Source organism: Kitasatospora sp. NPDC002227, from assembly GCF_040296285.1.
In the GTDB taxonomy this organism is placed as follows: domain Bacteria; phylum Actinomycetota; class Actinomycetes; order Streptomycetales; family Streptomycetaceae; genus Kitasatospora.
Genome location: NZ_JBEOWY010000001.1, coordinates 365984 through 386096, shown reverse-complemented (window position 1 = coordinate 386096; position 20113 = coordinate 365984). Strand labels below are relative to the sequence as shown.

The following is a 20113-nucleotide window of genomic DNA, read 5'->3' as shown; positions in this document are numbered from 1 at the left end:
GCCCGGGGCGCCCGTCCGTACTTACGGCGCCGAGTTGAACAGCTTCCAGTGGCCCTCGGAGATGATCTCGACCTGGCCGTCGGTCACCTTGATGGCGGTCCGGTGGTCGGTGGCGTAGGCCGGCGCCCCGATCCGGGCGGCCCACCGTTCGGCGTCGGCCGTGGTGTTCTCCGGACAGTCCGGGTGGTCGAGGTGCGGGAAGATGCAGAAGTCTACGAGGCCGAGCGTGCTGTCCCCGCCGGTGGGCGGTTGCCAGCCGACGAACTCCTCGCCGATACGTGGGGTCAGCACCATGCTCCCGGCGCTGAAGCCGACGTAGACGGTGTCGGGCAGGGAGGGCAGCAGGTCGGCCAGGCCGGACTCCCGCATCCAGTGGGCCAGGTAGAGTGCGTCGCCGCCGTTCACCAGCAGGACGTCGGCCTCCCGGACCCAGGAAGTCCAGAGCTCCTTGTCGATGCCGGGCAGTGCGGTGAGCTCCAGGACGCCGACCGACTTCCACCCCAGGCCGGTCATGGGGCAGTGGGAGTTGCCGCTGACGAAACGCCACGGCCCGAACGGACCGCCGTTCGGGCCGCCGTACCCGGCGGTGGGGATGCAGAGGGCGGTGGCCTCGGCGATCGGCTTGCCCAGGAGATCGACCAGGGCGGCCAGGATGCTGTCGTTGTTGACACCGGAATCGGTAAGGAGCAGCTTCATCACGCCTCAGCGTCGGTCTCGGTCGAAGCAGGCGGGCAAGGTTGACCCGGCTGCGCGAGTCCGATGATGCCAGGCGGGTACGACAACGCCGGGCGCGGAAGCGGGAGGCCGCCGAGGCCGGGCTCCCGCGAGCCCCGGCGGGCGCCGTTACAGCGCCGGTGGGAGGGGAGAGATGACCGTTTGGATGCGAAGCACAGGCATCCGAACGGAGGAAGTTCCGTGAGTCAAGATCCCCGGACCGGTGACGAGCACCGTCCCCACCTCACCGCCATCCCGCAGCGGTCGCCCGCAGCGCCGCACCCCGAATCCCTCGCCCTCCCGGGCAACCGTCAGCTGCCCGGCGCCGTGACCTCCGTCGTCACGGTGCCGTCGGCCGAAAGCGTGGCGCCCCAGGCGCGTCAGCAGATCAGCGCAGTTCCGCAGTCCAGCACGGCCGGCGAGGAGTAGTCATGAGCACCTGGACCGTCGACGCCCGAGGCAACGGCACCTTCACCTTCGACGTCGGCCCCTTCCCCGCCGGGGTGATCAACCGGCACAGCAACGTCTTCGCCAGCATCTGCGAGCTCTCCCAGCCCTCCGGTGAGCCGCTCGACTTCCCCTTCCTCGGCGCCGCCACCATGACCGTCGACAACATCGCCCCCCAGGACAGCGGCCACGTGCTCCTCTACGTCTCGGTCAACTGGGGCAGCCCGCTGAACTTCCGCATCCACCTCGCGGTCCTCTGACCCGCACGGAACCCGGCCCTCCCGCCCCTCGGCCGGTCACCCGGCCGAGGGCAACTGGGGGACCGGGCTCCCGTGGAGGTTCCCGTCACCGCGGGGCACAAGTGGGCAGTGTCGCGCCGGTGTAGGGGGCCTCGCGGCTCACGGCCGGTCGACGGCGTCGGTGACACCCTGCCAGTTGTCCAGGTCCGCGATCCGGGCCTCGAGGGCGGGGCGCAGGCCCGCCGCGCTGGAGGTGCCGAGGGCCAGGCGCAGGGGAGGGTTGGGGCTGTCGACCGCCGTCCGGATGCCTTCGGCGACCCGCGCGGCGGCTGAGAAGGCGGACAGCGGCAGCTCTCCGATGGCCTTCCGGACCTCGCGGACGGTCGGGTCGTAGTCGTCCAGGGCGGCCGCGAGGTCGAGGTTGGCGAGGAAGGGGGTCGCGGTCATCCCGGGCTGGATGAGCGTGACCTTGATGCCGAGCGGAGCGACCTCGGCCGCGAGCGCGTCCGACAGCCCCTCGACCGCGTACTTGGTGGCGGCCAGCAGGCCCACCCCGGGGTGCGCGGACTGCCCGTAGACCGAGGAGCCCTGGAGGATGTGCCCGGACCGCTGGGCGCGGAGCACCGGCAGGGTGGCACGGAGCACGTTGAGCACGCCGAAGACATTGGTGTCGAACACGGCCCGGGCCTGCGCGTCGGAGGCCTCCTCGACGGCTCCGAACAGCCCGTACCCGGCGTTGTTGGCCACGACGTCGATCCGGCCGAACCGGGCGAGCGTGCTCTCCACCGCCACCCGGACGGCCTGCTCGTCGCGTACGTCCGCCTGGACGGCCAGCAGGTGCTCGCCGTGTGCCTGCGCCAGTTCGTCCAGGGGAGTGGTGTCGCGGGCGAGGGCCGCGACGGTCTCGCCGTTCTCCAGTGCCTGGCGGGTCAGTTCGCGGCCGATGCCGGTGGTCGCGCCGGTGATCAGCCAGGTGCGGGGACGGGTCTGCTGAGTGAGTGTCATGTTGCGACCGTAAGCGGTTAGCTCGCAACGAGTCAACCGTGATCGGCCGGTGCGTTGGTGACTAGCCGGCTTAGTACAGATCGCGCTGCGGTACGGTGAGGGGATGAGCACCTCGGCAGCCGGACCCCCAAAGCCCAGCCCGCGCACCGTCACGCCGACGGTGGAGACCGTTCTCGCGTTCGTGAACACGCGCGCGGACGGATCGGGCCGCCGAGAGCTGTTCGGGGACGGTGAATCGTTCGCGGCCTGGCTGACGGAGCATCAGGAGTTCGGCGGCGAAACCGTGGTGACCGACGCCGACGCGGCGGTCGCGCGCGAGCTGCGGGACGCCCTGGTGACGGTGCTGCTCGCGCACTCGGGCGACGAGGAGAGTCTCGGCGCGCCGCTGGAGCAGGCCGAGCGACACCTGCGCCGGGTGGGTTCGCTCTACCCGCTGGCCACGGTGGTGACGGCCGGCGGCGTGGAGCTGGCCTCGCCGCAGGCGGGCGTGCCCCGAGTGTTCGGGACGGTCCTGGCCGCGGTGACGACGTTCGCGCAGAGCGGCGACTGGGGGCGCATCAAGGCCTGCCGCAACCCCCCGTGCCACTTCGGCTTCCTCGACCGCACCCGGAACGGAGCCGGGCTGTACTGCAGCACTGGCTGTGGCTCCCAGGTCTCCATGCGCAAGCACCGCCGGCGGCAGCGCGACACCGCCGGGGCGTAGGGGCCGGCCGGGTCGGCCGGCTCCCGTCCGCGAATAAAACAAGCATGCGTGCTTGCTTTATTCGGTGGGCGCTGCCAGGCTGCTGCCTCGTAGGCGGGGCTGGTGTGTCGGGGAGGCTGGCGTGCTGCGGGTCGGGAATGCTTCGGGGTTCTACGGGGATCGGCAGGCGGCCTTCCGGGAGATGGTGGCCGGGGGGCCGTTGGATGTCCTCACCGGGGACTACCTGGCCGAGTTGACGATGTTGATCCTGGCCCGGGACAGGTTGAAGGACCCGGGGCTGGGGTACGCGCGGACGTTCGTGCGGCAGTTGGAGGAGAGCCTCGGGCTGGCGCTCGAGCGCGGGGTGCGGATCGTGGTCAACGCCGGGGGCCTGAACCCCGCGCGGCTGGCCGAGGTCGTCGGCGAGACGGCCGGCAAGCTCGGGCTCGGGGTCAAAGTCGGCCATGTGGTCGGGGACGATCTGCTCGGCAGGGCAGAGGAGTTGGGGCTTCCGCCGGGTTTGCTCGCCGCCAATGCGTACCTCGGGGCGTTCGGGATCGCGGAGTGCCTGCGCGGTGGGGCGCAGGTGGTGGTGACCGGGCGGGTGACTGACGCCGCGCTGGTGGCCGGGCCCGCGATCGCGCACTTCGACTGGGGGCCCGCGGACTTGGACGCGCTGGCCGGCGCCGTGGTGGCCGGTCACGTGCTGGAGTGCGGGGCGCAGGCGACCGGCGGCAACTTCGCGTTCTTCGCCGAGCATGACGTACGCCGCCCCGGCTTCCCGATCGCCGAGCTGTACGCCGACGGCAGCAGCGTGATCACCAAGCACCCGGGCACCGGCGGAGCCGTGACCGCCGAGACCGTCACCGCCCAACTCCTGTACGAGACAGGCCCGGCGCGATACGCCGGGCCCGATGTGACGGCCCGGCTGGACACGGTGCGGCTGAAGCAGCAGGGCCCGGACCGGGTGCGGATCAGCGGGGTACGGGGCGAGGCCCCGCCGCCGACCCTGAAGGTCGGGCTCAACCGGCTCGGCGGCTGGCGCAACGAAGTCACCTTCGTGCTCACCGGGTTGGAGATCGAGGCCAAGGCCGCCCTGGTCCGCGAGCAGCTGACCGCCGCGCTCGACCCGGCGCCGGCCGAGGTGAAGTGGACCCTGGCCCGGACCGACCATGCCGACGCGGCGACGGAGCAGACCGCCTCCGCGCTGCTCCACCTGGCCGTGCGGGACACCGACCAGCGGCTGGTCGGCAAGGCGTTGAGCGCTGCGGTGGTGGAGCTGGGCCTGGCGAGCTACCCGGGCTTCCACCTGGCCGGGCTGCCCGGCCCCGGCACGCCCTACGGCGTCTTCGAGGCGGCTCACGTGCCGGCCACGGAGGTGGCGCACACGGCGGTGCTGCCGGACGGATCGACGAGGGCGATCGCGCCCGCACCGCAGTGCCGGGAGCCGGCGGAGGCCGAGCAGCCGCCACTGCCCGAGGAGTTGGCGGCCGGCCCAACCAGGCGGGCGCCGCTCGGCCTGGTGGCCGGAGCGCGCAGCGGGGACAAGGGCGGGGATGCCAACCTCGGCGTATGGGCGCGGAGCGAGCCGGGCTGGCGCTGGCTGGCGCACACGCTGACGGTCGAGAGACTGAAGGAACTACTTCCGGAGATCGCCGAGTTGAAGGTCAGCCGCCAGCTGCTGCCGAACCTGCGGGCGGTGAACTTCACCGTCACCGGCCTGCTCGGCCGGGGGGTGGCCGCACAGGAGCGGTTCGACCCGCAGGCGAAGGCGCTGGGGGAGTGGCTGCGGGCCAGGCCGGTCGAGCTGCCGGAGGCCGTGCTGGCCGCTGATCCCGAACCACTGGACGACGAGGAGGAGGCCCGGCCGTGACCGTGCTGCGCACCCAACTGGACCCGGCCGCGCCGGAGTACACCGAGAACCGGGCCGCGATGCGGGCCAAGCTGGCCGAACTGGACACCGAGCACGCCAAGGCGCTGGCCGGTGGCGGCCCCAAGTACGTGGAGCGCCACCGCAAGCGGGGCAAGCTGCTGGCCCGGGAGCGGATCGAGCTGCTGATCGACCAGGACTCGCCGTTCCTGGAGCTCTCCCCGCTGGCCGCCTGGGGCAGCGACTACCCGGTGGGCGCGGCCCTGGTGACCGGGATCGGGGTGATCGAGGGCACCGAGTGCGTGATCACCGCCAACGACCCGACCGTGCGCGGCGGCGCCAGCAACCCGTGGACGCTGCGCAAGGCGCTGCGGGCCAACGAGATCGCGCTGCGCAACCGGCTGCCGCTGGTCAACCTGGTGGAGTCCGGCGGGGCCGACCTGCCGAGCCAGAAGGAGATCTTCATCCCCGGCGGCGCGCTGTTCCGGGACCTGACCAGGCTCTCCGCCGCCGGAATCCCCACCGTCGCAGTGGTGTTCGGCAACTCTACGGCCGGTGGCGCCTACGTGCCGGGCATGTCGGACCACACGGTGCTGGTGAAGGACCGGGCCAAGGTCTTCCTCGGCGGCCCGCCGCTGGTGAAGATGGCCACCGGTGAGGAGGCGGACGACGAGTCGCTGGGCGGGGCCGAGATGCACGCCCGCGTCTCCGGCCTGGCGGACCACTTCGCCGAGGACGAGCCGGACGCGCTGCGGATCGCCCGCCGGGTGGTGCACCGGTTGAACTGGCAGAAGGCGGGCCCGCAGCCCTGGAGTTCCGAGCCGCCGAAGTACGGCGAGGAGGAGCTGCTCGGCATCGTGCCGGGCGACCTCAAGGTGCCGTTCGACCCGCGCGAGGTGATCGCGCGGCTGGTGGACGGCTCCGACTTCGACGAGTTCAAGCCCCGGTACGGCGCGAGCCTGGTCACCGGCTGGGCCCGGCTGCACGGGTACCCCGTCGGCATCCTGGCGAACGCGCAGGGGGTGCTGTTCAGCGCGGAGTCGCAGAAGGCCGCCCAGTTCATCCAGTTGGCGAACCAGCGGGACATCCCGCTGGTCTTCCTGCACAACACCACCGGGTACATGGTCGGCCAGGCCTACGAGCAGGGCGGCATCATCAAGCACGGCGCGATGATGATCAACGCCGTCGCCAACTCGACCGTGCCGCACCTGTCGGTGCTGATGGGCGCCTCCTACGGGGCCGGGCACTACGGCATGTGCGGCCGGGCCTACGACCCGCGGTTCCTGTTCGCCTGGCCGAGCGCCAAGTCGGCCGTGATGGGCCCGCAGCAGTTGGCCGGGGTGCTGTCGATCGTGGCCCGGCAGTCGGCGGCGGCCAAGGGGCAGCCGTACGACGAGGACGCGGACGCCGCGATCCGGGCGATGGTGGAGCAGCAGATCGAGGCCGAGTCGCTGCCGGTGTTCCTCTCGGGGCGGCTCTACGACGATGGCGTGATCGACCCGCGGGACACCCGTACGGTCCTGGGCCTGTGCCTGTCCGCGATCCACAGCGCCCCGGTCGAGGGTGCGCGTGGCTACGGCGTCTTCCGGATGTAGGGGAAAGAAGCTCACAGATGATCACATCACTGCTGGTCGCCAACCGGGGCGAGATCGCCCGCCGGGTGTTCCGGACCTGCCGCGAACTCGGCATCGCCACCGTGGCGGTGTACTCCGACCCGGACGCGGAGGCGCCGTACGTCCGGGAGGCCGACACCGCCGTCCACCTGCCCGGGGCCGCGCCCGCCGAGACCTACCTGCGGGCGGAGGCGATCGTCCGGGCCGCGCTCGCGGCGGGGGCGGACGCCGTGCACCCGGGGTACGGATTCCTTTCCGAGAACGCCGAGTTCGCCGAGGCGGTGCTGGCCGCCGGGCTGACCTGGGTCGGTCCGCCGCCGGCCGCGATCGCCTCGATGGGCTCCAAGACCGAGGCCAAGCGGCTGATGGCGGCCGCCGGGGTGCCGGTGCTGAGCGCGCCCGCCGAGCCGACCGAGGCGGACCTGCCCCTGCTGGTCAAGGCGGCGGCCGGCGGCGGCGGGCGCGGGATGCGGGTGGTGCGGGAACTCGTCGAGCTGGACGGCGCGTTGGCGGCGGCCCGGGCGGAGGCGGCGAAGGCCTTCGGCTCGGCCGAGGTGTTCTGCGAGCCGTACCTGGAGACCGGGCGGCATGTGGAGGTGCAGCTGCTCGCCGACGGGCACGGCGAGGTCTGGGCACTCGGCGAGCGGGACTGCTCGCTGCAGCGGCGGCACCAGAAGGTGATCGAGGAGGCCCCCGCGCCCGGGCTGGACCAGGCGGTGCGGGCCGAGCTGCACGCGGCGGCGGTGGCGGCGGCCCGGGCGATCGGCTATGCCGGCGCCGGGACGGCCGAGTTCCTGCTCGGCGAGGGCGGGAGGTTCTACTTCCTGGAGATGAACACCCGCCTGCAGGTCGAGCACCCGGTGACCGAGGCCGTCACCGGCCTGGACCTGGTCGCCTGGCAGCTGCGGATCGCCGAGGGGGCCGGACTCCCGGCGCGGCAGCCGGAGATCAACGGCCATGCGATCGAGGCCCGGCTGTACGCCGAGGACGAGCACTGGCAGCCGCAGACGGGCACCCTGCACCACTTCGAAGTGCCGGGAGCGGAGCTGAGGTTCACGAGCCGCGCGGGCAGCGAGCCGGTGCTGCGGCTGGACTCCGGGGTGGAGTCGGGCAGCACGGTCGGCATCCACTACGACGCGATGCTCGCCAAGGTGATCGTCTGGGCGCCCACCCGGGCCGAGGCCGCCCGCCGGCTGGCCGACGCGCTCGACCGGGCCCGGATCCACGGACTCACCACCAACCGGGCCCAGTTGGTGGCCGCGCTGCGGCACCCCGCCTTCCTGGCCGGGCAGGTGCACACCGCCCTGCTGCCCGAGATCACGGCCGTCGAGGCGCCTGGCCACACCGAACTGGCGGCCCTGGCAGCGGCCTTGGGCGACGCGGCCACCCGGCGTACCGCGCTTCCCTCCGGCTGGCGCAACCTGCCCTCGCAGGCGCAGCTGAAGAGCTACCGTGCGGCGGACGGCACCGAGCACCAGGTGCGCTACCGGCTCACCCGCGACGGGCTGCTGGCCGAGGGGCACCCCGGGGTCGAGCTGGTCGCGGCCGGCCCCGAGCTGGTCACCCTGCGGGCCGGCGGTCTGACCCGCACCTTCCGACTCGCCGTCTACGGCGCCCTGGTGCACGTGGACTCGCCGCTCGGTGCCGTCGCACTCACCGCCCTCGACCGCTTCCCCGACCGCAGCAGCGAGGCCGCGCCCGGCGCGCTGCTCGCACCGATGCCCGGCACCGTCGTCCGCACGGCCGTCGCGCCGGGCGAGAGTGTCACGGCCGGCCAGCCGCTGCTCTGGCTGGAGGCGATGAAGATGGAGCACAAGGTCTGCGCCCCCGCCGACGGTGTGCTCACCGACCTGCACGTCAAGCCCGGCCAACAGGTCGACCTCGGTGCCCTGTTGGCCGTGGTCGAACCCGCGTAGGCCGCACCCGACCCATTTCGCCCCGGAGAGGACCACGTCCATGTCCGCAGCACTGATCGAGTCCCCGGAACACCAGGCCCTGCGGCGCGCCGTCGCGGACCTCGGCCGCAAGTTCGGGCCCGCGTACTTCCAGGCCAAGGCCCGTGCGGGCGAGGCCACCGAGGAACTCTGGGCGGAGGCCGGAAAGTTGGGCTACCTCGGAGTCAACCTGCCGGTCGAGTACGGCGGTGGCGGCGCCGGGATGGCCGAGCTGGCCATCGTGCTCGAGGAACTCGGCACGGCGGGCTGCCCGTTGCTCATGATGATCGTCTCGCCTGCGATCTGCGGCACCGTGATAGCCCGCTTCGGCACCGAGGAGCAGAAGCGCCGCTGGCTGCCCGGACTGGCCGACGGGACCCGCCGGATGGCCTTCGGCATCACCGAGCCGGACGCCGGCTCCAATTCGCACAAGATCACCACGGTCGCCCGCCGCGAGGGCGAGGAGTGGGTGCTCGCCGGCCGCAAGGTCTTCATCTCGGGCGTGGACCGGGCCGACGCCACGCTCTTCGTGGCCCGCACCCAGGACGCCGCCACCGGCAAGCTCAAGCCCGCGCTGTTCGTGGTGCCCCGGGAGACCCCGGGCTTCGAATACCGGCCGATCCCGATGGAACTGCTCACCGCCGAGCGGCAGTTCCAGGTCTTCCTGGACGACGTGCGGCTGCCCGCCGAAGCGCTGGTCGGTGACGAGAACGCCGGGCTGCTGCAGCTCTTCGCCGGGCTCAACCCCGAGCGGATCATGACCGCCGCCTTCTCGCTCGGCATGGCCCGCCAGGCGCTGGCCACCGCCGTCGAGTACGCCAAGACCCGCACCGTCTGGGGCGATTCCCCGATCGGCGCCCACCAGGGCCTGGCCCACCCGCTGGCCCAGTGCGCGATCGAGGTCGAGCTGGCCCGGCTGATGACGCAGAAGGCCGCGGCGCTCTACGACGCGGGCGACGACATCGGCGCCGGCGAGGCGGCGAACATGGCCAAGTACGCGGCCGGCGAGGCCGCCTGCCGCAGCGTCGACCAGGCCGTCCAGACCCTCGGCGGCAACGGTCTCACCCAGGAGTACGGCCTGGCGGCCCTGCTGACCGCCACCCGAGTGGGCCGGGTCGCCCCGGTCAGCCGGGAGATGGTCCTCAACTACGTGGCACAGCACACCCTCGGCCTGCCGAAGTCGTACTAGCACCGAGCTGGTGCGGCCCTCTGGTCACGGAGGGCCGCACGCAGCAGTCTTGGAGGCTCCACCCCGACCCAGCCGGAGGCGTAGATGGTGTTCCGCAGCGAGTTCCCCGAGATCGAGCTGGTAGACCTGCCGATCCATGAGGAGGTGTTCGGCGGGGCCGGTGACCACGCGGACACGCCGGCGCTGGTCGACGGGATCACCGGGCGGAGCCTGAGCTACCGGGAGCTGGACCAGGCGATCCGGCGGACGGCCGCCGGACTGGCCGAGGCGGGGGTGGTCAAGGGCGACGTGATCGCGCTGCACAGCCCCAACACCATCGCCTACCCGATCGCCTTCTACGCCGCCATCCGGGCAGGCGCGACCGTCACCACCGTCAACTCGCTGGCCACCGCCGGTGAGCTGGCCGGGCAGCTGCGCGACAGCGGCGCCCGCTGGCTGTTCACCATCACCCCCTTCCTGCCGGTCGCCGAGGAGGCCGCGGTCGCGCTGACCGCCGCAGGCCACCCGCTGCGCGAGGTCTTCCTCTGCGAGGACAGCCCGGGCCGCAGCTTCCGCACCCTGGCCGACCTGATGGCGAGCACCGCCCCCGAGCCGCAGGTGAGCTTCGACCCGGCGCAGGACATAGCCGTCCTGCCGTACTCCAGCGGCACCACCGGCCTGCCCAAGGGCGTGATGCTCAGCCACCGCAACATCGCCGCCAACCTGCTGCAGACCGACTCGGTGCGGCGCCCGGGCGTGGGCGAGCGGATTCTGGCCATCCTGCCCTTCTTTCATATCTACGGACAGACCGCCCTGCTCAACCAGCCGCTGCGCTGCGGCGCGACCGTCGTGGTGCTGCCGCGCTTCGATCTGGAGCAGTTCCTGAAGACCATCCAGGAGCAGCGGATCGAAGGCCTGTTCGTCGCCCCGCCCGTCGTGCTCGCGCTGGCCAAGCACCCGATGGTCGACCAGTACGACCTCTCCTCGGTGCGCTACCTGCTCAGCGCCGCCGCCCCGCTGGACGCCGATCTCGCCGAGGTCTGCGCGCGGCGGCTCGGCCTGCCCCGGGTGTTGCAGGGCTACGGCATGACCGAGCTGTCGCCCACCACCCACGTCGTCCCGCTGGAGGACGAGAACCCGCCGCGCGGCACGGTGGGGCGGATGGTCGCCTCCACCGAGCTGCGGGTCACCGCCCTGGACGGGAGCGACGCGGACCTGGGCCCGGGCGAGCGCGGCGAGCTGGTGATCCGGGGCCCGCAGGTGATGCGCGGATACTTCGGGCGGGCCTCGGAGACCGCCGCGATGGTCGACGCGGACGGCTGGCTGCACACCGGGGACGTCGGGTACGTCGACGAGCACGGCTACCTCTTCGTGGTCGACCGGGTGAAGGAGCTGATCAAGTACAAGGGCTACCAGGTGGCCCCCGCCGAACTGGAGGCCCTGCTGCTCGCCCACCCCGAGGTGGCCGACGCCGCCGTGGTCGGCGTCTTCGGGGCGGACGGCGAGGAGCGGCCCAAGGCCTTCGTGGTCCGCACCCCGGGCAGCGCACTGACGGAGGAGCAGGTCAGCGCGTACGTGGCCGAGCGGGTCGCGCCGTACAAGAAGGTGCGCGCGGTGGAGTTCCTGGACGCCGTGCCGAAGTCGCTGAGCGGCAAGATCCTGCGGCGGCAGCTGCGGGAGAGGGACGGCCAGGCGTCTGGGAGGATCTGACCGAAGCCCGCCGACCCGGAAAGCAGCCATGACCAGCCACACCGCCGCCCGTGCCCCCCAGCAGAGCCGAAGCCGAGCCACCCGCCGCCGGCTGCTCGAGGCGGCGGTGGAGTGCCTGGCCGAGCTGGGCTGGCAGGGGAGCACCGTGGCCGTGGTGGCCGAGCGGGCCGGGGTGACCAGGGGCGCGGCCCAGCACCACTTCCCGACCCGGGAGGACCTGTTCACCGCCGCCGTCGAGCACGTGGCCGCCGAGCGGCTGGCGGCGGTGCAGGCGGCGGCCGGCGAGCTGCCGCCGGCCGGGCCCGCCCGGACGGAGGCCGTGGTCGGGCTGATCGTGCGGCTCTACACCGGCCAGCTGTTCCGGGCCGCCCTGCACCTGTGGGTGGCGGCGGCCACCGAGGCGCCGCTGCGGGAGCGGATCGTCGCGCTGGAGAACCACGTCGGCCGCGAGTCGCACCGGGCCGCCGTGGAGTTCCTGGGCGCCGACGAGCGCACCCCGGGCGTCCGGGAGACCGTCCAGGCGACGCTGGACATGGCGCGCGGGCTGGGCCTGGCCAACCTGCTCACCGACGACAGCGCCCGGCGCGCGCATGTCATCCGCCAGTGGGCGAGGGTGCTGGACAGCACCCTCGGCGGACCCGAGGCTGGGCTGTGACCGGAAATTGATCGAATGCAAGGAGTAGCCGTGCAAGGCTGCTCCGTGCAGTCTTGGGGGAGCCGGATTCACCCGGCCATGACCGGGAAGGTACTCGGCAGGTGATGTCCTGACCATGCACGGATTCCAGCGGTCCCACACCGACCGAGCCCGCCAGGGGGCGCCGGGTGACGCACCGCCACGCCTGGAAGGCCACCCGCTCGTGCCGCTGGCCACCGCCCTGGTGGACGGCAGCGGCCGGATCCTGCACTGGAGCGAGGACGCCGAGGCACTGACGGGCTATCCGGCGGACGAGGCCGTCGGCGCCCTCGCGGCGCCGCTGCTGGTGCCCGAGAGCGAGCGGCCCCGGGTGGTCGGCATGTTCGAGAAGATCATGGCCGGCCGGGGCTGGTCCGGGGTCTTCTCGGTGCGTCACCGGGACGGCCGTCTGGTCGAGCTGGAGTTCCGCACCTACCCGATCGCCGGCCCCGGCGGGGTGCCGATGCTGCTGGCCACCGCCTCCTCGGTGCTGGCCGTCCGCCAGGTCGAGGGGGACCTGGCGGTGCTGGACGGGTTCTTCACCCAGTCGCCGATCGGCATGGCCGTGTACGACGCCGACCTGCGGTACGTACGGCTCAACAACGCGCTGGCCCGGATCAACGGGGTGCCGGTGGCCGACCACATCGGCCGGCGGATCAGCGAGGTGCTGCCGGGCATCAACAGCGCCGAGATCGAGGCCGTGATGCGGCAGGTGCTGGCCACCGGCCGCCCGGTGGTGGACGCCCGTTCGCACGGCCGCACCCCCGGCGACCCGCGCCGGGACCGGGCCTGGTCGGCCTCCTACTTCCGGCTCGAGGACGCCGGCGGCCGGGTGCTCGGGGTCAGCTCCTCGATCATCGACGTCTCCGAGCGCTTCCAGGCCGAGGCCCGCGCCTCGCGCGCCCAGGAGCGGCTCGCCCTGCTGGCCGAGGCCACCGCCGGGATCGGCACCACGCTGGACCTGCAGAAGACCGCCGAGGAGCTGATCGCGGCCGTGGTGCCCCGGTTCGCCGACTTCGCCGCGGTGGACCTGCTGGACCCGGTGCTGCGCGGCGAGGAGCCGTCCGAGCTGGCCCCCGACCGGGGCGTGAAGCTGCGGGCCGTGGCCGTCGGCGAGGCGTACGAGTCGGGGCTCACCTCGGCGGCCGACAGCGTGGGGGAGACCACCGAGTACGACTCCAGACGGGTGTACACCGAGTGCCTGCGCAGCGGCAGACCGCTGGTGCGCAGCCACGTGGACGAGCAGATACTGACCGCGCTGGTCTCGGACGAGACCAGGGTCAAGCCCGGCATCGACGCGGGCATCCACTCGTACCTGATGGTGCCGATCATGGCCCGGGGCATGGTGCTCGGCGGCGCCGAGTTCGTCCGGATGCGCAACCCCGAGCCGTTCAGCACGGCGGACGTGGCGCTGGCCGAGGAACTGGTCGCCCGGGCCGCGATCGCGCTGGACAACGCCCGGCTCTACCGCCGCGAGCGCGAGACGGCGCTGACCCTGCAGCGCAGCCTGCTGCCGCAGGAGATCCACCGCACGCTCGGCCTGGAGATCGCCTACCGCTACCTGCCGAGCAGCGTGGTGAGCGAGGTGGGCGGCGACTGGTTCGACGTGGTGCCGCTCTCCTGCGGGCGGGTCGCGCTGGTGGTGGGCGACGTGATGGGCCACGGCATCCGGGCCGCCGCCACGATGGGGCAGCTGCGGACGGTGGCGCGTACCCTGGCGACCCTCGACCTGCCGCCCGAGCAGGTGCTGACCAGGCTGGACGAGACGGCGACCGGCATCGGCGAGGGCCAGTTCGCCACCTGCATCTGCGCCGTCTACGACCCGGTGGACCGCACCTGCACGGTGGCCGCCGCCGGACACCTGCCGCCGATCATCGTCTCGCCGGACGGCACCGCCAAGGTGGTCGAGCTGCCGCCGGGCGTGCCGCTGGGCGTGGGCGGGGTGGCCTTCGAGAGCACCGAGTTCACCCTGCCGGAAGGGGCGCTGGTCGCGCTCTACACCGACGGGCTGGTCGAGCGGCGCGGACAGGACATCGACCACGGGATCGGCCTGCTCTGCCACACCCTGGCCGGGCGGGCCCGGACGCTGGAGGAGAGCTGCGACGCGGCGCTGGCCGCGCTGGTCGCCGACGCCTCGGAGGACGACATCGCGATGATCATGGCGCGGGCCCTCCCGGTGGCAGGGGACCGGATCGCCACCCTCGCGCTGGAGGGCACGGGCTCGGTGCCCGGGATGGCGAGACGTTTCACCAGGTCGACGCTGAGCCACTGGGGCCTCGGCTCGCTGGTGGACATCGCCGAGCTGACGGTCAGTGAGCTGGTGACCAACGCGCTGCTGCACGCGGGCGCGCCGCGGCGGCTGCGGCTGTTCCGGGACCGCACGCTCACCATCGAGGTCTCGGACGCGGGCGGGCAGGCGCCGCGGATCAGGAGCGAGGCGGAGCAGGACGAGGGGGGCCGGGGGATGCACCTGGTGAGTGAGCTGGCGCACCGCTGGGGCACCAGGCCGACCAGGGCCGGCAAGGTGGTCTGGGCCGAGCTGGAGCTGCCGCTCGGGCGCTGACGTCCCGTTCCACCGGCCGGGCCGGCCGCATTCTCGCGGGAGAATCGCCTTCTCGCTGGTGAACGACGACGCCCAGGCCGCGCTGCGGGGCGCGATGGCGAATGCGCTGAAGTGACGGCAGGTGGGGCCCGCGGGAGGCGGGCCCCACCTGGTCAGCGCTTGCGCAGCAGGCGCCAGGCGGCGCCGGCGGCGGCCAGCAGCAGGGCGGCGGCGAGCAGGGCCGCGATGTTCATGCCGTGCACGAAGGCGCTCTCGGCGCTCGCCAGCAGGGGGCGGCCGAGCTCGGCCGGGAGGGTGTGTGCGGCCTCGACGGCGCCGCCGATCGACTCCTTGGCCTGGCCGGCCACGGCCTGGTCCGCCCCGGCCGGGACGGTGAGTGCCCCGGCGTAGATCGAGGTGACCACCGAGCCGACCAGGGCGATGCCCAGCGCCGTGCCCAGCTCGTAGGCCGTCTCGGAGACGGCCGAGGCGGCGCCGGCCTTGTCCGCGGGCGCGGCGGTGAGCACCAGGTCGGCGGCCAGCGTGTAGACCACGCCCTCGGCGGCGCCGACGGCGAGGAAGGCGGTGCCGAGCAGCAGGTACGCGCTGTCCTGGTGCACCCAGCCGAGCACCCCGATGCCCAGGCCCATGGCCAGCAGACCACCCGTCAGCGTGGCGCGGGTGCCGGCCCGTCGGGCCAGCCGGGCGGTGAGCAGGCCGCCGATCACGGCGCCCGCGAAGGCGGGCAGCTCGGCGATGCCGGCGGTCAGCGGCTGGTAGCCGCGGATCAGCTGCAGGTACTGCGACATGAAGAAGATCACGCCGGAGAGCCCGATCAGCGCGCAGAGCGAGCTGAGCGCGGCGGCGGTGAAGCGCCGGTCGCGGAACAGCCGGACGTCGAGCAGCGGGGTCGGCAGCCGGAGCTGGCGGCGGACGAAGAGGGCCAGGGCCGCCGAGCCGAGGACGAAGGCGGTGGGTACGTACCAGTGGGCGAGCGAGCCCGCGGCGGCTTCCTTGATCGCGTAGACCACGGCGATCACACCGGCCATCGAGAGCGCGACGCTCAGCACGTCCCAGCGGCCCGGCTTCGGGTCACGCGACTCGGGCAGCAGCCAGGCGCCGAGCACCAGGAGCAGGGCGAGCACCGGCAGGTTGAGCAGGAAGACCGAGCCCCACCAGAAGTGCTCGAGCAGCGCGCCGCCGACCAGCGGGCCGAGGGCGGCGCCGGCGGTGGCGCCCGCGCCCCAGATGCCGATCGCGGTGGCCCGCTCGCGGTCGTCGGGGAAGAGGCCGCGGATCAGCGAGAGGGTCGAGGGCATGATGGTCGCCCCGGCGACGCCGAGCAGCGCGCGGGCGAGGATCAGCCAGCCGGGGGTCGGCGCGTAGGCGGCGAGGAGCGAGGCCGCGCCGAAGGCGGAGGAGCCGATCAGCAGCAGTTTCTTGCGGCCGATCCGGTCGCTGAGGGCGCCCATCGAGACGAGCAGGCCGGCCAGCACGAAGGAGTAGCTGTCGCCGATCCAGAGCAGCTGGGTGCCCGAGGGGCGCAGCGTCTCGCTGATCGAGGGGATGGCGAGGGAGAGCACGGTCGCGTCGATGGCGACCAGGCTGACGGCCAGGACCAGGACGGCCAGGCCCAGCCAGCGGCGGGGGTGGGCGGTCTGCGGGGCGGTGGTGGTGACGGCGGTGATCATTCGGATTTTCTCCGGAGGGCGCCGCCGAGCAGCAGCTCGGCGAGGGAGAAGGCACTGTCACGGGGGGCGAGGCGGCCGTCCTGGACGGCCCAGCCGACGCCTGCGACGAGGTCGAAGAAGGCCTCGCTGAGCCACCCGGCGGACAGCTCGATCCGGAACACCCCCAGCTGCTGCCCGCGCAGGAAGAGCCCGCGCACGCGGGCGTCCTGCACCTCCCAGAGCTCGTTGATCTCCGGGTCGTCGTAGAGCTGGTTCTCGCCCGCGAGGAAGGCGCAGAGTGCGGCGTCGGGCACGACGGCCTCGATCAGGCGGCGCAGGGCCGCCTCGGGGTCGCCGGTCTCGATCTCGGCCGTGTCCAGTGCGGCGGCGAAGCGCCGCAGGCCGGTGGCGCCGACCTCACGGATCAGGGCCTCGCGGCCCGGGAAGATCCGGTGCAGGGTGGCGCGGCTGATCCCCGCCGCGCGGGCGATCTCGTCCAAGTGTGCGGTCGGGCGGCGGGAGAGCACGCCGACGGCAGCCTCGAGGACGGAGTCGCGGTCAGTAGCCATAGGTCGAGTGTAGATCAGATGAGACGTTGATGTCTCATTCTGGAGGTGAGGTCTTCAGATGAGATATCGCTTCAAGGTCTCCGGGCAGCAAAAAGCCGGGAGCGACGTGTCGCTCCCGGCGGGCCGGCTCAGAGCCTGGTCAGCTCTGGTTGTAGAAGCCGCTGTCGTCCAGTGGGCGGTCGATGACCGTCACCTCGACGTCCGCCGGGGTGAGCAGGAACACCCGACGGGCGATCCGCTCGATCCCGCCGCAGACGCCGAAGATCAGCCCGGAGGCGAAATCGACCATCCGCTTGGCCTCGGCGTCGGTCATCTCGGTGAGGTCCATGACCACCGGGGTGGCCGAGCGGATGTGCTCGCCGACCGCGCGGGCCGCCTCGAAGCCGGTCGGCTTGAGGGAGACGATCCGCGCGGGTGCCGCCGCCGGCTGAACGGCCGGAGCCGTCGCCTGCGTCGCCCACGGGTCGTCGTACACCGCGGCGGGGTAGTTCCCGGAGGGCATAAGCCACCCGTTGTGGTGCTCGTCGCGAAGTGCTCCCATGCCGCGCCTCCCTGCCTCGTCCCGTACTCGTCCCCCCGGGTGTCCGTGTCCTTTTGACACGTCATCCACTCGTCGGAACTGTCCGAGTATCGCATTGATCACCGCTTCGGTGCCCGCTCGCGGCCGCCGTACGAGTTGTGGCGAGCCGCGATCCGGGACAAACCGGATGTCAGCTTTGACGCCGCAGGTCGGTGGGTGGTTCCGCGCGTAGACCCTATCGGCGTACATCAATGATCAGTTGACGATTGGTCAACGGACGTGTAACGGATTCACCCTTCCGGGAAGAGAGTGGCGTCACTCGCCGGTCGCGCCGTCGATCTGCTCGCGGATCAGATCGGCGTGTCCGTTGTGACGGGCGTACTCCTCGATCATGTGCACCATGATCCAACGGAGCGTGACGTCCTCGTCACGGCGCTTGCGGCGGGCGACCTGATCGAGCGACAGCCCGGCGGCCGCGGCGTCGGCCAGCTCGATCTGGCGGCGCCAGGTGGTGAAGGCCTCGGCGGCGTCGGCCTCGTCCACGCCGTTGAAGTCGCCGTCCTGGTCCTCCTTGGTGAAGTACAGGCCGTCCTCGCCGAACTCCTGGCCGTCGAGGATCTCCAGGAACCACCAGCGCTCCACCTCCGCCAGGTGGCGGACCAGCCCGAGCAGGGAGAGCCCGGAGGGCGCGAGCGGGCGCAGCTTGAGCTGCTCGTCGGTGAGGCCCTCGCACTTGGCGGCCAGGGTGGCGCGGTGGTAGTCGAGGTACTGCTTGAGCATGGTGGGCTCGTCGGCGGTGAGGGAAGGGTCGATCCGATTCGTCGTCATGCGGGCCATCCTGGCGCAGCCAGGCCCGACCGGGGAGCGATTTTTCCGGTGGTCACGGCCGGTACGGCAGCTGGGGGACGTCGAAGCAGGTGGTGGTGAGGTCGGGCACCTCGGTCACCCAGCCGCCGCGCCCGCCGGCCGCGCCGTCCTGCCAGCGGGCGGCGTTCAGGCAGGAGCGGGTGAGACCGGCGGGGCGCGGCTGCGGGGTGAAGGAGGCGGGCAGCAGCAGGCCGTGGGCGTCGTACGGGTCCGGCCGGTTCAGGAAGCGCTCGACGCAGGCGCGGGTCGGGTCCTCCGGGCAGCTCGCCAGGGCGTCCGCCAGCCACCGGGCCGCCGCCCAGCCCTCCAGCTCCCAGGCCGAGAGCCGGTTCTCCCGGTCCGGATACCAACGGGCCATCGCCGCCCGGAACTCCCGGACGGCGGGCTGCGCGGTGTCCGCGTAGTTGCGGCTGGCGGAGGTGGCCCAGAGCACCGAACGGCAGCCGGGGGCGGTGCGGTAGTCGTCCCGGACGGTCTCGGACCAGTTCTGCACGTTGGTCACCTTCGCCGTCAGCCGTACCCCGGCGGCGTCCAGCGCCTGACAGAGCGCCACATTGCCCCGGGTGTCCATCGCGTCGAGGACCAGCTCGGTGCCGTCCGCCTTGAGGGCCGCCGCCACGGCCGGGAAGCCCGGCAGCGCGAAGTCCACCGTCTGGGTCAGCACCCGGAAGCCCTCGGCGCGCAGCCCCTGCGCGAGCTGCCCGGCGTAGCGGGCCGAGTCCGCCTGGTTGTAGGCCACCACGGCGGCGCTGGTCGCCTTCAGGCGCTCCCGGAAGAACCGGTACACCTCGGTGCTCTGGTAGAGCGTGCCGTCCCAGCCCACCGAGTGTCCGTCGCGCGGGGCGTGGCTGCCGTAGATCCCGTACAGGTGCGGCCAGCGGTCGTACGCCGTACCGATCGGCTGCCCGCCGACGTCGGGCACGCCCTGGGCGCTCACGTACGGCGCGCCCGCGTAGTCCAGCACGCTGGTGGCGACCAGGGCGAGCACCCGGTCACGGTCGATCAGCTGGTGCACGCACTCCTGGTTGCCCGCGCCGCTGCCGCCGTCGTCGCAGGTGAAGAGCCTGACAGTGCGTCCGTGCAGGCCGCCGTGCTCGTCGAGGGTGCGGAAGAAGGCCTCGGCGCCGTAGTGCGGGCCGCTGAAGGTCTCGCTGCCGACCGGGCTGGTGAGGGAGGTGAGGAGGCCGATCCGCAGCTCGGCGGTGCCGGTGCTGCTCGGCGGGGGCGCCGGGAGGCGGGAGCCGCAGGCCGGCAGCAGGAGGAGGGCGGCCAGCAGGGCCGCCCTCCTCAACCGGGCTCTCAGGAGCACCCGGGCAGGGCGGTCGCGCCGCTGAGGGTGACCAGGCCGCAGAGACTGCTGCGGGAGACCTTCCAGGTGCCGTTGTCGAGCACCGCCGTGCCGCTGGCGTTCGGCTGCACCACGTTGCCCTGCAGGGAGAGCGAGTACGTCACCGTCGCGCTGGTGGGAGAGGTGAAGGTGACGTCCGAGACCTGGGCCTTCACCTGGCCTACCCGGGGATCCTGCGAGAAGCCCTGGAGGAGGGGGAGCAGTTGGTCGCCGTTCTGCAGCAGGGCGGCCTTGCCGGTGAGCGGGGTGGCGGGGTCGAAGAACTTCTCCCAGTCGGCCTTGACCAGGGCCTTGGCGGCGGCGGGGTCGGCAGGCGCGGTGGCGCTCGGGCTTGCGGTGGTGGGGCTGGCACTCGGGCCGGAACTCGAGCCAGCCGATGCGGAGGAGCTGGGGGAGCTCTTGGAACTGCTGCTGCCGCTGCTGCAGGCGGCTGCGCCGGAGGTGAGCAGGACGGCGGCGAGCAGCGCTCCTGCGGCCCGTCGGGTGGATCGGCCGTTCGGGAGGGTGTGCATGGGGTGTACCTCGCTGGGTCGACGGGCGTC

General features: G+C 72.8%; 18 protein-coding genes. 10 read left to right on the top strand and 8 right to left on the bottom strand.

The annotated features are described in order from the left end of the window. Positions 1 to 21: 21 nt before the first annotated feature. Positions 22 to 696, bottom strand: coding sequence for a Type 1 glutamine amidotransferase-like domain-containing protein (locus tag ABT095_RS01730; protein WP_350527231.1), 675 nt, complete (start codon positions 694 to 696; stop codon positions 22 to 24). A gap of 219 nt (positions 697 to 915) precedes the next feature. Between ABT095_RS01730 and ABT095_RS01725 the strand changes: the two genes are divergently transcribed. Together ABT095_RS01725 and ABT095_RS01720 are read left to right on the top strand one after the other, a co-directional pair. Then, complete coding sequence (locus ABT095_RS01725) at positions 916 to 1143, top strand: hypothetical protein (protein ID WP_350527230.1); 228 nt, start codon at positions 916 to 918, stop codon at positions 1141 to 1143. Positions 1144 to 1145: 2 nt separating this feature from the next. Further along, complete coding sequence (locus tag ABT095_RS01720) at positions 1146 to 1421, top strand: hypothetical protein (protein ID WP_350527229.1); 276 nt, start codon at positions 1146 to 1148, stop codon at positions 1419 to 1421. Between the two features lie 138 nt (positions 1422 to 1559). Here the strand turns inward: ABT095_RS01720 and ABT095_RS01715 are convergent, their stop codons facing one another. After that, positions 1560 to 2405 carry an SDR family NAD(P)-dependent oxidoreductase gene (locus ABT095_RS01715; RefSeq protein ID WP_350527228.1) on the bottom strand — a complete coding sequence of 282 codons (846 nt, stop codon included), beginning with the start codon at positions 2403 to 2405 and terminating at the stop codon, positions 1560 to 1562. Between the two features lie 103 nt (positions 2406 to 2508). Here ABT095_RS01715 and ABT095_RS01710 point away from each other — a divergent pair, with 103 nt between their 5' ends. The 8 genes from ABT095_RS01710 to ABT095_RS01675 all read left to right on the top strand — a co-directional run bounded on the left by ABT095_RS01710 (position 2509) and on the right by ABT095_RS01675 (position 14618). Then, positions 2509 to 3108, top strand: coding sequence for a CGNR zinc finger domain-containing protein (locus ABT095_RS01710; protein ID WP_350527227.1), 600 nt, complete (start codon positions 2509 to 2511; stop codon positions 3106 to 3108). A gap of 82 nt (positions 3109 to 3190) precedes the next feature. Next, the gene (locus ABT095_RS01705) at positions 3191 to 4960 is read left to right on the top strand and encodes an acyclic terpene utilization AtuA family protein (protein ID WP_502884789.1); all 1770 of its coding nucleotides are present in this window, start codon (positions 3191 to 3193) and stop codon (positions 4958 to 4960) included. After that, positions 4957 to 6552, top strand: a complete 1596-nt coding sequence (locus ABT095_RS01700; RefSeq protein WP_350527225.1) for an acyl-CoA carboxylase subunit beta — start codon at positions 4957 to 4959, stop codon at positions 6550 to 6552. The genes ABT095_RS01705 and ABT095_RS01700 overlap by 4 nt, the downstream gene beginning before the upstream one ends. 17 nt (positions 6553 to 6569) lie before the next feature. Beyond that, positions 6570 to 8486 carry an acetyl/propionyl/methylcrotonyl-CoA carboxylase subunit alpha gene (locus ABT095_RS01695; RefSeq protein WP_350527224.1) on the top strand — a complete coding sequence of 639 codons (1917 nt, stop codon included), beginning with the start codon at positions 6570 to 6572 and terminating at the stop codon, positions 8484 to 8486. A gap of 40 nt (positions 8487 to 8526) precedes the next feature. After that, entirely contained in the window at positions 8527 to 9693 is a 1167-nt protein-coding gene (locus tag ABT095_RS01690) for an acyl-CoA dehydrogenase family protein (protein WP_350527223.1), read from the top strand. Between the two features lie 84 nt (positions 9694 to 9777). Beyond that, positions 9778 to 11382 (top strand): AMP-binding protein, encoded by a 1605-nt coding sequence (locus ABT095_RS01685; protein ID WP_350527222.1) that lies wholly within the window; start codon positions 9778 to 9780, stop codon positions 11380 to 11382. A 28-nt stretch (positions 11383 to 11410) separates the two neighbouring features. Continuing rightward, complete coding sequence (locus ABT095_RS01680; protein WP_350527221.1) at positions 11411 to 12037, top strand: TetR/AcrR family transcriptional regulator; 627 nt, start codon at positions 11411 to 11413, stop codon at positions 12035 to 12037. A gap of 115 nt (positions 12038 to 12152) precedes the next feature. Then, entirely contained in the window at positions 12153 to 14618 is a 2466-nt protein-coding gene (locus ABT095_RS01675; protein ID WP_350527220.1) for a SpoIIE family protein phosphatase, read from the top strand. 152 nt (positions 14619 to 14770) lie between these two features. On the opposite strand, the gene ABT095_RS01670 is transcribed toward ABT095_RS01675, so the two are convergent. From ABT095_RS01670 to ABT095_RS01645, 6 genes are all read right to left on the bottom strand, one after another. Continuing rightward, on the bottom strand, positions 14771 to 16288 hold the full coding sequence (locus tag ABT095_RS01670) for an MFS transporter (protein WP_350527219.1): 1518 nt from the start codon (positions 16286 to 16288) through the stop codon (positions 14771 to 14773). Next, positions 16285 to 16836, bottom strand: coding sequence for a TetR/AcrR family transcriptional regulator (locus ABT095_RS01665; RefSeq protein WP_350527218.1), 552 nt, complete (start codon positions 16834 to 16836; stop codon positions 16285 to 16287). The genes ABT095_RS01670 and ABT095_RS01665 overlap by 4 nt, the downstream gene beginning before the upstream one ends. Before the next feature lie 139 nt (positions 16837 to 16975). Beyond that, on the bottom strand, positions 16976 to 17377 hold the full coding sequence (locus ABT095_RS01660) for a cell division protein SepF (RefSeq protein WP_350527217.1): 402 nt from the start codon (positions 17375 to 17377) through the stop codon (positions 16976 to 16978). Between the two features lie 294 nt (positions 17378 to 17671). Then, the gene (locus tag ABT095_RS01655; protein ID WP_350527216.1) at positions 17672 to 18184 is read right to left on the bottom strand and encodes a DinB family protein; all 513 of its coding nucleotides are present in this window, start codon (positions 18182 to 18184) and stop codon (positions 17672 to 17674) included. Positions 18185 to 18236: 52 nt separating this feature from the next. Further along, positions 18237 to 19514, bottom strand: a complete 1278-nt coding sequence (locus tag ABT095_RS01650; protein WP_350527215.1) for an ABC transporter substrate-binding protein — start codon at positions 19512 to 19514, stop codon at positions 18237 to 18239. Between the two features lie 8 nt (positions 19515 to 19522). Next, positions 19523 to 20083: an MTB12 C-terminal domain-containing protein gene (locus ABT095_RS01645; protein ID WP_350527214.1), complete on the bottom strand. Its 561-nt coding sequence runs from the start codon at positions 20081 to 20083 to the stop codon at positions 19523 to 19525. Positions 20084 to 20113 lie beyond the last annotated feature (30 nt).